General features: G+C 66.8%; 11 protein-coding genes. 2 read left to right on the top strand and 9 right to left on the bottom strand.

Annotated features, from left to right (window positions below; all coding sequences use genetic code 11):
• The first annotated feature begins 14 nt into the window (after positions 1-14).
• Entirely contained in the window at positions 15-2,183 is a 2,169-nt protein-coding gene (selD, locus tag ACP156_RS03790) for a selenide, water dikinase SelD (protein WP_425049961.1), read from the top strand.
• A 6-nt stretch (positions 2,184-2,189) separates the two neighbouring features.
• On the opposite strand, the gene mnmH is transcribed toward selD, so the two are convergent.
• The 9 genes from mnmH to ACP156_RS03745 form a co-directional block, all read right to left on the bottom strand.
• The gene (mnmH, locus tag ACP156_RS03785; protein ID WP_425049960.1) at positions 2,190-3,242 is read right to left on the bottom strand and encodes a tRNA 2-selenouridine(34) synthase MnmH; all 1,053 of its coding nucleotides are present in this window, start codon (positions 3,240-3,242) and stop codon (positions 2,190-2,192) included.
• Positions 3,243-3,386: 144 nt separating this feature from the next.
• Positions 3,387-5,414 (bottom strand): cation:proton antiporter, encoded by a 2,028-nt coding sequence (locus ACP156_RS03780; RefSeq protein WP_425049959.1) that lies wholly within the window; start codon positions 5,412-5,414, stop codon positions 3,387-3,389.
• A gap of 1 nt (position 5,415) precedes the next feature.
• Positions 5,416-6,018 carry an NAD(P)H-dependent oxidoreductase gene (locus tag ACP156_RS03775; protein ID WP_425049958.1) on the bottom strand — a complete coding sequence of 201 codons (603 nt, stop codon included), beginning with the start codon at positions 6,016-6,018 and terminating at the stop codon, positions 5,416-5,418.
• Positions 6,019-6,091: 73 nt separating this feature from the next.
• Entirely contained in the window at positions 6,092-6,889 is a 798-nt protein-coding gene (gene hpaH / locus ACP156_RS03770) for a 2-oxo-hept-4-ene-1,7-dioate hydratase (protein WP_425049957.1), read from the bottom strand.
• Complete coding sequence (locus ACP156_RS03765; protein ID WP_425049956.1) at positions 6,886-7,740, bottom strand: fumarylacetoacetate hydrolase family protein; 855 nt, start codon at positions 7,738-7,740, stop codon at positions 6,886-6,888. The genes hpaH and ACP156_RS03765 overlap by 4 nt, the downstream gene beginning before the upstream one ends.
• A gap of 66 nt (positions 7,741-7,806) precedes the next feature.
• The gene (gene hpaD, locus ACP156_RS03760) at positions 7,807-8,787 is read right to left on the bottom strand and encodes a 3,4-dihydroxyphenylacetate 2,3-dioxygenase (RefSeq protein WP_425049955.1); all 981 of its coding nucleotides are present in this window, start codon (positions 8,785-8,787) and stop codon (positions 7,807-7,809) included.
• 33 nt (positions 8,788-8,820) lie between these two features.
• On the bottom strand, positions 8,821-9,675 hold the full coding sequence (gene hpaD, locus ACP156_RS03755; RefSeq protein ID WP_425049954.1) for a 3,4-dihydroxyphenylacetate 2,3-dioxygenase: 855 nt from the start codon (positions 9,673-9,675) through the stop codon (positions 8,821-8,823).
• A 66-nt stretch (positions 9,676-9,741) separates the two neighbouring features.
• The gene (hpaE, locus tag ACP156_RS03750; RefSeq protein ID WP_425049953.1) at positions 9,742-11,253 is read right to left on the bottom strand and encodes a 5-carboxymethyl-2-hydroxymuconate semialdehyde dehydrogenase; all 1,512 of its coding nucleotides are present in this window, start codon (positions 11,251-11,253) and stop codon (positions 9,742-9,744) included.
• Positions 11,246-11,641: a 5-carboxymethyl-2-hydroxymuconate Delta-isomerase gene (locus ACP156_RS03745; RefSeq protein ID WP_425049952.1), complete on the bottom strand. Its 396-nt coding sequence runs from the start codon at positions 11,639-11,641 to the stop codon at positions 11,246-11,248. The genes hpaE and ACP156_RS03745 overlap by 8 nt, the downstream gene beginning before the upstream one ends.
• 220 nt (positions 11,642-11,861) lie before the next feature.
• On the opposite strand from ACP156_RS03745, the gene hpaR reads away from it, so the two are divergent.
• Positions 11,862-12,227: a homoprotocatechuate degradation operon regulator HpaR gene (gene hpaR, locus ACP156_RS03740; RefSeq protein ID WP_425049951.1), complete on the top strand. Its 366-nt coding sequence runs from the start codon at positions 11,862-11,864 to the stop codon at positions 12,225-12,227.
• Positions 12,228-12,261: the final 34 nt, after the last annotated feature.

Raw genomic sequence — 12,261 nt, 5'->3', positions numbered from 1 at the left:
CGAAGGAGACCGCGATGCAGCCTGCCCCCCTGCCCCTGACCCAAGAGCTTGTCCTGATCGGCGGCGGCCATGCCCATGCGCTGGTGTTGCGGATGTGGGGGATGAACCCCTTGCCGGGGGTGCGCGTGACGGTGATCGACCCGAACCCGTCTGCGCCCTACACCGGGATGCTGCCGGGCCATGTCGCCGGGCACTACGCGCTGGACGAGTTGGAGATCGACCTCGTCAAGCTCGCCCGCTTCGCCGGCGCCCGGCTGATCCTTGGCCGCGCGACGGGCATCGACCGCGACGCGCGCCTGATCCACGTCTCCGGACGCCCGCCGATCCCCTATGATGCGGCAGGCATCGACATCGGTATCTCCTCGGCCCCGGTCACGCTTTCGGGCTTCGCGGAACATGGCGTCTCGGCCAAACCGCTTGGCCCCTACGCCGCCCGCTGGCGCGACTTCCTCGCACAGGGCGGCGGCCCGGTCGCGGTCATCGGCGGCGGCGTCGGCGGTGTGGAACTGGCGATGGCGATGGCCCATGCGCTGAAGGCGTCGGGGCAGACGCCCCGGGTCACCCTGCTGGAACGCGACCGCCTGCTGCCCGGCGTCGGCGACCGCGCCCGCGCCACGCTGATGGCCCGCCTCGCCGCGCTCGGCGTCGACAGCCGCGAGGGGGCCGATGTCGCAAGCGTAAGTGACCGGTCCGTCACGCTCGCCTGCGGCACAGACCTGCCCGCGCACCTGACCATCGGCGCCGCCGGTGCAAGGCCGCAGCCGTGGCTTGCCGAGACCGGGCTGGACCTCACCGACGGCTACGTGACCGTCGGTCCCGACCTGCAATCGGTGAACACCCCCGGCGTCTTCGCGACCGGAGACTGCGCCCACCTGTCCCACGACCCGCGTCCCAAGGCCGGTGTCTTCGCCGTGCGCGAGGCTCCGGTTCTCTACCGCAACCTCCGAGCCCTGCTGTCCGGGCACCCCCCGGCCAAAACCTACCGCCCGCAGCGCGACTACCTGAAACTCATCTCGCTGGGCGAACGCTCTGCGCTGATGGACAAGCACGGCTTTTCGGTCAGCGGACGCTGGCTGTGGCGCTGGAAGGACCGCATCGACCGCAAGTTCATGCGCAAGTTCCACGAACTGCCCGAGATGGCCCCGCCGCCCCTGCCCCGCGCGCATGCCGCCGGCGTAACCGAGGCGCTTGGCGACAAGCCCGCCTGTGGCGGCTGCGGCGCCAAGGTCGGCGGCGCAACGCTGGGCCGGGTGCTGGCGGGGCTGCCCTCTGCCGGCCGCTCCGATGTCGAGACGCGGCCGGGCGACGACGCCGCCGTCCTCGCCATCGGCGGCACCCGGCAGGTGATCACCACCGATCACCTGCGCGCCTTCACCGAGGACCCGTACCTGCAGGCGAAGATCGCCGCCGTCCACGCACTTGGCGATGCCTGGGCGATGGGCGCGAAACCGCAGGCCGCACTGGCGCAGATCATCCTGCCCCGGATGGCGCCCGCCCTGCAGGGACACTGGCTGGCCGAGATCATGGCCGCCGCCTCTGCCGTCTTCACCGACGCGGGCGCCGAGATCGTGGGCGGCCATACCTCGCTTGGCACCGAACTGACGGTAGGGTTCACGGTGACCGGCCTGTGCGACCAGGACCCGATCACCTTGGCCGGGGCGCGGCCCGGAGACGTGCTGATCCTGACCAAACCCATCGGCTCCGGCACCGTCCTCGCGGGCGAGATGCAGCGCAAGGCACAGGGCCGCTGGGTGATGGCGGCGCTGGCGCAGATGACCGAACCGCAGGGCCGCGCCGCGGCGGAACTGGCGGGCGCAAACGCGATGACCGACGTCACCGGCTTCGGGCTGGCCGGTCACCTGCTGGCGATCTGCGACGCCTCGGGCCTTGCCGCCGAACTGGCGCTTGACGCGGTCCCGTTCCTGCCCGGCGCGGTGGACCTGGCCGAAGCCGGCATCCGCTCGACGCTCTACCCCGAGAACCGCAGTCTGGCCGACCGCGTGTCCGTCCCGTGGGGCGCGAAGGGCGAGCTGCTGTTCGACCCGCAGACGGCGGGCGGCCTGCTGGCGGCGGTGCCGGAAGAAACGGCAGAGCGCGTGCTGTTCCGCCTTCAGGACGCCGGTGTCCCCGCCGTCCGCATTGGCCGCATGGTCGCGGGATCGCCTTTCGTCACGGCCACCTGAAACAGGTCAGACGCGCCCGACCACCTCGGCGATCCGGTCCGCCGCGCGGTCGAGGTCGGCATCCTCCAGGTCCGGTGCCTCGATCACCGCCAGTTCGTCGTGATCGTGCTTGCCGCGCCACTTGGAATACCGCGGATCGTAATGCACCCGCATCAACTCACCCGCCAGCGGCGCGAAGGCTCCCTCCGCCGCCATCTGAAGCCACGCCTCCACCTGCTCGCGACCCTGATAGGGCACAAGCTGCCGGATCGTCTCGGCCAGCGCCTCGGGCTCGGCGGTCAGGTCCGCATAAGCCCGCGCCAGATACCGCGCCCGCGCGTCCAGCGGCGCCGCCACCCGGATGCGCTTCGCCCCCCGCATCGCGGTCCAGACCGACGGCGGCACCAGCAACTCGCCGATCTTCGACGATTCCGCCTCCACCACCACCGGCCGCGCCGGGTCGAGCCCGGTGAACGCATGGGCCAGCAGCGACTCGAAAGCCTTTTGCGCCGGCTGCGGACGCGCCACCGCCCCAAACAGCGAGCCGCGATGCGCCGCCAGACCTTCTAGGTCCACCACCTGCACCCCCCGCGCCGCCAGCCGGTGCAGCAGGTCGGTCTTCGCCGTCCCGGTGTTCCCGTCCAGCAGCACCAGCCGGTGCGGCAGCGGCGTGTCGTGCAGCATCCCCGCCACCAGCCGCCGATAGCTGCGGTAACCGCCTTCGACCGTCTGCGCCCGCCATCCGATCTGGCTCAGGATCGACGCGAACGATCCCGACCGCTGCCCGCCGCGCCAGCAATAGACCAGCGGCCGCCAGCCGCCGTCCTTGTCGGCCAGCGGCCCCTCCAGATGCGAGGCCACGTTGCGCGCCACCAGTGCCGCACCGATCTTGCGCGCCCGGAACGGGCTGTCCTGCACATAGATCGTCCCCACCTCGGCCCGCTCGTCGTTCGACAAAGCCGGAAGCGAGATCGCGCCGGGCACATGATCCTCGGCGAACTCGGCAGGAGAACGCACGTCGATCAGGGTGTCGAAGCCGTGACCGTAGAAGTCGGAAAGCGTGGGAAAGGACTGAGGCATGACGGCCCTTCTAATCCAAGCCAAAGCACGCGGCAAACCCCCGCAACCGTTCGCGCTTCTTCTCTTTCCAAATACCTCGGGGGAGTCGCACCTCTGGTGCGACGGGGAGCAGAGCCCCCATCACCCGCCCGCGCGGCACACGGTCTATTCGATCCCCTTCGCCGGATCGCCCTCGGGCTCGTCGCGCCCGACGGGCGGCGCCCAGCCCCGCTCTATCCGTGCGTCATAGGCCGTGCCGCCGCCGGTCATCGCGGCCTCTGTCTCGGCCCGAAGCGCGCGCGAGCGCTCGATATAGGGCTTGTTCTGGTGGGTCGGTATCTCGGGGTCGTACAGGTTCGCCAGTTCGCGCATCGTGCGCCGGTCGATGTCGACAAAGCCCCGCGCCATCCGCTCCGCGTCGAACGGGTGGACGCCCAGCGCCTCCAGCGCCGACCGCCCGGCCCGCACGCCGCTGTCGAAGGTCTCGCGGATGATGTCGCGGCAGCCCGCGCCCCACAACTCGTAGACATGGTTGCGGTCCCGCGCCCGCGCGATGATGTAGACATGCGGGTGATGCTTGCGCACGTGCCGCACGATCTCGGTCGCCTGATCGCGGTCGTCGATCGCCACCACCAGCATCTTCGCCCGCTCGATCCCCGCCGCCACCAGCAGGTCGGGCCGCGAGGCATCGCCGAAGAACACCTTGAACCCGAACGCCCTCAACATATCCAGTTGCGCCGAGCTGTGGTCCAGCACCACGGTCCGGTATCCCGCGCCCAGCAGAAGCCGGTTCACGATGCCGCCCCAGCGCCCGTGGCCCGCGATGATGATCGGCGCTTCCTCGTCGATCTCGTCCGCTGCGTGCTCGCCGCTGATCGAGAACCGCGGCGCGATCACCCGGTCGTACAGGATGAACAGCCCCGGGGTCAGGAGCATCGACAGCGCCACCACCAACAACGCCACGTCCGCGATGGCCTGCGGCACCACCTGCACCGAGGTGGTGAAACTCAGCAGCACAAAGCCGAACTCCCCCGCCTGCGCCAGTCCCAGCGCGAACAGCCAGCGGTTCGGACCGGTCACCCGGAACGGATAGGACAGCGCCAGCAGGATCACCGCCTTCAGCGCGATCAGACCGACCGTCAGCCCGACGATGGTGAACAGCCTGTCCCACAGCAGGGCGAAATCGATCCCCGCGCCGACCGTCATGAAGAACAGGCCCAGCAACATGCCCCGGAACGGATCGACGTCGGATTCCAGCTCGTGCCGGTATTCGCTGTTGGCCAGCACCACGCCGGCAAGGAACGTCCCCAGGGCCGGCGACAGGCCGACAAGGTTCATCAGCAGCGCGATGCCCACCACCATGCACAGCGCCGTCGCCACGAACAATTCGCGCAGCCGCGCAAGCGCGATGTAGCGAAACAGCCGCGGCGTCAGCCACGAGCCGCCGACCACCACCAGCGCGATCGCCCCAACCGTCAGCAGCGCCCGCTTCCAGCCCGGGATGGTGTCGATCCAGCCGGGCGCGGCGGGGCCATGATCCTCGCCCGCGTGATCCTCGCCCGCGTGACCGTCTTCCGCCGCATGCCCGTCCTCGGCCTGCGCGCCGTCCTCCATCGGGATTTCCGGCGCTTCAAGCTGGGTCTCCACCGGTTCGGGAGGCGTCACGTAACTGTCCATCAGCGCCGGAGACGCCAGCAGCGGGATCAGCGCCAGCATCGGGATCACCGCGATGTCCTGAAACAGCAGCACCGAAAAGCTCGCCTGCCCCCCGTCCGACCGCATCAGCCCCTTCTCGCCCAACGTCTGCAGCACGATCGCGGTGGAACTCAGCGCGAAGATCAGGCCAAGGCCCAGCGCGATGGACCATTCCAGCCCCAGCGCCATCGCGATGCCCATGACCGCCAGCGTTGTCACGCCCACCTGCAGCCCGCCCAGCCCCAGAAGCCGCGCCTTCATCTGCCACAGCATCTTTGGCTCCAGCTCGAGCCCGACAAGAAACAGCATCATCACCACGCCGAACTCGGCGAAATGCTGAAGCGAGACCACGTCGACCCGGAACGCGCTCAGGATCGGGCTTAGCGCGATCCCCGCGATCAGGTAGCCCAGAACCGAGCCAAGGCCGAACTTCGACGCCAGCGGCACCGAGATCATGCCGGCAACAAGGAACAGGAAGGCGAGCGACAGGAAATCCATCTCAGACCCGTTCCCGCAGCGTCTCGTGGGTCAGCACCGCGTCCGGCGCGGCCTCCTCCACCGGCACGCGCCCGCTCGACAGACCGTCCAGCAACCAGCCGTAGGTTTCCGCGTTTTGTTCGATTTGTCCGCTATTTTCGGCCTTCAGAGCGCCGAACAATACCAGCGGTGCAAGAAAAGTCATATTGCACAGAAACGCTGTCTGCTCCAGCGGACGCAGGTAGTCGCGGATCGGATAGCGGTTGTGTCCGCCCGGTGCATAGGCCGTTTCGGGCCCGGCGGTGGTGACGGCAAGCTGCATCGCCTTGCCCGCCAGACGCGTTCCCTCGTGGCCGTAGGCAAAGCCATGCTCCAGCACCAGATCCTGCCACTCTTTCAGAAGCGATGGGGTGGAATACCAGAACACCGGGAACTGGAACACGATGACGTCGTGATCCAGCAGCCGCTGCTGTTCCCGGTCCACGTCGATATCGAAGCGCGGGTATTCGGCGTAAAGATCGACGCAGGTCGCGTCCTCTACCGTCTGCGCGCGCGCCCACATCGCGGCGTTCGCGCGGGAAAAGCGCTGGCCCGGATGAGCGTAGTAGATCAACAGCTTCGCCATGGGGCCCCCTTCGCGCGACGTAAGGGCAACCTATGGCGCGCGCGCGGGCCTGTCCACGGCCCGCGCGGCCCGATCAGCCGAAGGCGATCTCGACCTTGCCGAAGCTGCCGAAGTCCGCGGCGACCTGACAGCCCGGCGGCGCTTCGATGGGGCGGATGAAACTGCCCGACAGCACCACCTGCCCGGCCGCGATCCCCTGCCCGTACTGCGCCAGCCGCCGCACAAGCCAGACGATGCCCATCGCCGGATCGTTCAGCACCCCGGCGCCCAGCCCGGTTTCCTCCACCTCGCCGTCGCGGGTGACGATGGCGCCGGCCCAACGCAGGTCCACCGCATCCGGCGCATGCCGCTCGGCCCCCAGCACGATGCCCGCGTTGGCGGCGTTGTCCGAGATCGTGTCGCAGATCTTGCGCGGCGCGCCCGTCGCCGGGTCGACCCGCAGCACCCGCGTATCGAGGATCTCGAGGCTCGGCGCGACATAGTCCGTCGCCGCCAGCACGTCCTCGCGGGTGATCTCGCCCGACAGGTCGGACTTCATCACAAAGGCGATCTCCGCCTCGATCCGAGGCTGGATGAAATGACCGGCGGGCACGGTGCCGCCGGTCTCGAAATGCATGTCGTCGAACAGGATGCCGCTGTCCGGCGTGTCGATCTGCAGCGCCTGCTGCATCGCCTTGGACGTCAGCCCGATCTTCCAGCCGGTGACCTTCGCCCCCGCCGCTTCCCGCCGCGCGCAGAACGCGGCCTGCACGGCATAGGCGTCGTCCATGTCGATATCGGGATAGGCCAGCGTCAGCAGGCCGATCTGGCGGCGCGTCTGCTCCGCCTCGAACAGGGCCGCCCCGGCGGCGTCGATCTCTTCCGGCGTCATTCGTCTGCGACCCCGTTGACCAGCGTACCGATCCCCTCGACCGAAACCTCGATCTGGTCGCCCGGCACAAGGAACCGTGGCGGATCGAACCGCGCGCCCGCGCCCGTGGGCGTACCGGTGACGATGATGTCGCCAGGCACCAGCGTGGTGAAGGTCGAGATATAGGCGATCTGGCGCGGGATCGGGAACAGCATCCGGCCGGTGCGATCCTGCTGGCGCACCTCGCCGTTGACCTTGGTCACGATCTCGACGTCCGCCAGTTGCGCCTTGTCGGTGAAGGGCACCAGCCACGGCCCCAGCGCGCCAGAGCTGTCCCAGTTCTTGCCTTGCGTCACATTGAACTTCGCGTGCCGCACCCAGTCGCGGATCGTGCCCTCGTTGCACAGGGTCACCGCCGCGATGTGGTCATAGGCTTCCGCCTCGGGAATACGCCGCCCGCCCTTGCCGATCACGATGGCGATCTCGCCCTCGTAATCCAGCTGCGGCGATTCCGGCGGGCGGATCAGCGGCTGGCCATGGCCGGTGAACGACCGCGGAAAGCGCGGGAACAGCGACATGTTCGGCGGCGCGTCCTGCCCGTCCTTGTACTCGGCGTTCCGGTCGGGAAAGTTCACGCCGACGCAGATGATTTTCTCGGGCCCCGGCACCGGCGGCAGGAACGTCACCTCGGACAGCGTATGGGTCTCGCCGCGCGCCTCGGCCGCCTTGGCCAGCGCATCGAAGCCACCGGCCTCGACCACCTCGCGCAGCGTCGGCCAGTCCGGGAACAGGTCGTTCACCGCCGTGAACCCGGCCTCGGTGACCGCACCGTAAAGCACCTTGCCGCCCGCGTTTACCGTTGAGAACTTCATCAAAGCCCCCTCCTTCTTCTCTTCAAAAATACCTCCGCCGGAGGCATGAAAGTCAATGTCCCGCCCTTACGGCGCGACGATCGGCTGGGCTTTCATCAGCGACGGGCGCACCTCGGCGCCCTCGAACACGCTGCCTTCCTCGAACCACGAGCGCGGCGCGGGCGCGCCCCACAGGGTCTGCCGCTGCGGGTCCTTCAGGTCCCACTTGATCGGCTCCAGATCCGGGTCGACCGTCTGGTAGTCGGAACAGTAGATCTCGATCCGGTGGCCGTCGGGGTCGCGGATGTACAGGAAGAACGCGTTCGAGATGCCGTGCCGGCCCGGTCCGCGTTCGATGTTGGACACCCAGCCCGTCGTGGCCATCAGGTCCAGGAGGTCGATGATGTTCAGGGGCGTGGGCACCCAGAACGCCGTGTGGTGCAGGCGCGGACCCAGGCCGTTGGTGAAGGCCATGTCGTGTACGCCGCCCTTGCGGTGGCACCACGCGGCCCACAGGTGGCCGCTGTCCTCGTCCTCGGTGTACTCGGTCACCCGGAAGCCCAGTTCGTTGTAGAAGGCCACGCTTTCGTCGACGTTGGGCGAGAAGCAGTTGAAGTGGTCGATACGCAGCGGCTTCACGCCCCGGTACAGCTTGTACTGCTGGTGGATCGGCGGCAGGCGGTCCATCCGGGCGTAGAACTCCAGCGGGATGCCGTGCGGGTCGCGGGTGCGGAAGGTGCGCGACTGGTACGGGCGCTCGACCCAGTCCACCGGCAGGCCCTTGTCGGTGAAGAACTTCTCGGCCCGGTCAAGGCTTTCGTCGTCGAACACCTTGAACGACAGATCGCGGGCGCAGGCGGTGTCGCCCTTCTTCAGCACGATGCAGTGGTGGCCGCGTTCCTCCAGCGCGCGCAGCCAGATGGTATCGGCGGTCTCGTCCGTCACCTGCAGGCCGAGCGTGTCCACGTAGAAGACGCGCGACTTTGCGAGGTCGGTGACCACCAGTTCCACGTGGCTGAGGCGCACGATGTTGAACGGCGGGTAAAGGTTCGGTGCGGGAATGGGCATGTCAGGCCTCCTTCGCCCCAGAGGCGGGGCAACTCATTGAACAGGCAGGATTACGTTGGTCTGGCCGGTGCCGGACGACGGGAAGTACTCGGTCACGACCTCGCCCTTGCCGGTGTAGGAATCCCAGCCAAGGGCCCCCAGCATCATGACGGTGTCGTGCATCGAGCCCTCGCCGCAGCAGAAGTCGGCATATTCGGGCAGCATCTTGATGAAGGTGTCCCACTCGCCGCGCTTCCAAAGCTCCAGCACGTGCAGATCCACCTGGCGGTTGAACTCTTTCGAGATGGTGAAGGTGCCGTTGTTGGCGGCATATTCGTCGTTCGGCCAGATCCGATGCGACAGCGAGCCGGACGCGACCAGAAGCACCTTCGCATCGCTTTCGTCCACCGCCTCGCGGATCGCCTCGCCCAGCTTGCGCGAGCTTTCGTAGCTGTGCACCGTGCACCACGCCGCGACCGAGACGACCTTCATCTCGTGTTCCCGGCTCATGAAGCGCATCGGGACCAGAGTGCCGTATTCCAGCTCCAGCGAGCCGAGGTGATGCGACAGCGTGTAGACGTCCTTTTCCTGCGCCTTCGCCGCGATGGCGTCACCCAGCGCCGGATTGCCTTCATAGCGATACGGCAGGTTCTGGATGAACTGCGGGAACTCGTTCGATGTGAACAGCCCCTCGAAATGGTCGTTGGCGTTGATGTGATAGCCCGCGTTCACCACCCAGTGCGTGTCGCAGATCACCACGGTGTCGGCGCCAAGCGCCTTCGCCCGGCGCGCGATCTCGCGGTGCCCGTCGATGGCCGCCTGCCGTTTGCCCTGCACCGGCCCGTCCTGTTCCGACATGATCATTGTCGGAACGTGGGTCATCTTGGCCGCAAGTACGATTTCCCCCATCGGTCTCCTCCTTGAAAGGGAACGTTCGCGCGTTTCCCCGTTTCCGGTCCTGTTTCAAGTTCGTGGTCAGGCCCCAAGGCGCTGGATCTTGTGATCCCCAAGCGCAAAGCCGACGTGCTTCTGCTCCATGTAGAATTCAAAGGACCAGTCCCCGCCGTCGCGCCCGATGCCGCTGGCCTTCACGCCGCCGAAGGGCGTGGGCAAATGGCGGACGTTCTCGGAGTTCACCCAGATCATCCCGGCTTCCAGCTTGTTGGTGAACCGCAGCGCCCGGGTCAGGTCGTTGGTCCAGACATAGCCGGTCAGGCCGTATTCGACGCCGTTGGCGATCTCCAGCGCCTCTTCCTCGGTGTCGAATTCGATCATCGTCAGGACGGGGCCGAAGATTTCCTCCTGCGCGATGCGCATGTCGGGCTTGGCGTCGGTGAACAGCGTGGGTTTCACGAAGCAGCCCTTGTCGCCGGTGGTCTCGCCGCCCGCCGCGATGGTGGCGCCGTCGGCCTTGGCGATGTCGAAATACGAGGTCACCTTGTCGAGATGCACCTTGTGGATCAGCGGACCGACCTCGGTCGCCGGGTCCAGCGGGTGGCCGACCTTGATGTTGTTGACCCGCTCGATCAGCTTGGCCTTGAACTCGGCGGCGACGGAGGACTGCACCAGCAACCGCGAGGACGAGGTGCAGCGTTCGCCGTTCAGCGAGTAGATCATGAAGATCGCCGCATCCAAAGCCCGGTCGAGGTCGGCGTCGTCGAACACCACGACGGGGTTCTTGCCGCCCAGTTCGAAATGCACCCGCTTCAGCGTGTCGGCGCCCTGTTTCATGATCATGCTGCCGGTCTTGGATTCACCGACGAAAGCGATGGCCTTGATGTCGGGGTGTTCCGTCAGCGCGCGGCCTGCGTCTTCGCCAAAGCCGTTGACCACGTTCCACACGCCCGCCGGAAGCCCGGCGTCCAGCGCGATCTCGGCAAGGATGCGCGCGGTGACCGGCGAGAACTCGGCCGGCTTGTGGACCACGGTGCAGCCCGCCGCCAGTGCCGGGGCGATCTTCCACGTGGACAGCATGAACGGCGTGTTCCACGGGGTGATGACCCCCACCGGTCCGATCGGAACGCGGGTGGTGACGTTCATCAGGGTCGGCGACGGCAGGCTTTGCCCGTCACGCGCCGACGGCGCACGGTCGGCGAAGAAGCGGAAGTTCTCGGCCCCGCGCAGCGCCGCCTTCGACATGAACCGCAGCGCCTGCCCGGTGTCCCAGCATTCGCAGAAGGCGATTTCCTCGGCCCGGTCGACGATGGCGTCGGCGATCCGGTGCAGCACCTTCTTGCGCTCGGCCAGCGGGAAGTCGCGCCACTCGGCGAAGGCATCCTTCGCGGCTTTCGCGGCGGCGTCGATGTCCTCGGCCCCGCCTTTCGCAACGGTGGCGATCACGCTGTCGTCCACGGGCGACGTTGTTTCAAACGTTGCGCCGGACTTCGCGGGAATTGCTTCACCGTTAACTAGATTACTCACCATACCTTCACGGAACGGCGCGAGGTATTCTTCCAGCCGCGCAATATTATTTTGCAACTCAGCCATTCTTCTTCCTTTCGATGAAATCCCGGACGGTGTTCAACTTCGGCGCTAGTTCTGCGTCGATGTTGCGCATCTCGAGGGACAGCATGATGGGCCGGCGATCCACCAGATCGCCAAGGTGATTCTTCGCCGCTTCGAAGATCGCTTCGGTCGCCGCCTTGCGCTTGTCCAAAGGTCGCCCTTCGCGCAGCCGGACCGAAATGTCGATGAAACCGTTCTCGGGGTCGCCGTCGGCAATTGAGTAGATATCACAACGGATTGCACGGACGCGGACCCCGGTTTCGGGGAAGATTTCCTGTGCCGCCGCACATGCGCGCAGCACGTTGCAGAGGCCCGCCAGATCGGCGTCCTCTTCCAGGTTCGCGGAGTACTCCACGATGATGTGTGGCACCAGTTCCTCCCTCTTTCTGTTAACGTGTTAATCAATTCCACGGCAGGAGTCAAGCGGATTTCCTTGACAGAATCCCATAGGTAGAATCCACTGTGAACTATCGAGTGACCTAAGGTAAACGAGTGCTATGAGTTTAGCTCCATTAAGAAAAGATCCTTCTCATATGCGCGCTACGACACGCTCATTACCCATCGCGCTTCTTCGTGCGCGCGAGCGTGTCATGCAGCCGATACGTGCAATTCTCGCCAAGGCCGAAGTGACGGAAGCGCAGTGGCGCGTCCTTCGCGTCCTGAACGAGATCGGACCGACCGACGCGACAGAGATTGCGGGCGAAGCCTGCCTTCTGATGCCCAGCCTCACCCGCATTCTTCAGGGTCTCGAGGAAAAGGGTCTGACCTCGCGCCAGCCGCATCCCAGCGACGGCCGCAAGCAGCTGGTGTCGATCACCGACGCCGGCCGCGCCCTCATCGACGCGCATGTCGAGGAAGCGAACCAGATCTATGACGAGCTTGAGCGCGAGCTGGGCTACGAGAAGGTCAGCACGCTGCTTGACCTGCTGAACGAACTGTCCCGACTGGACCGCTAGACGGACCGTCCGGACAACCAGGGATGGGGATCCC

Origin of the sequence: Psychromarinibacter sp. S121, assembly GCF_049801035.1 — a bacterium.
Lineage (GTDB): Bacteria > Pseudomonadota > Alphaproteobacteria > Rhodobacterales > Rhodobacteraceae > Psychromarinibacter.
This window is presented reverse-complemented; position numbering and strand designations above follow the sequence as displayed.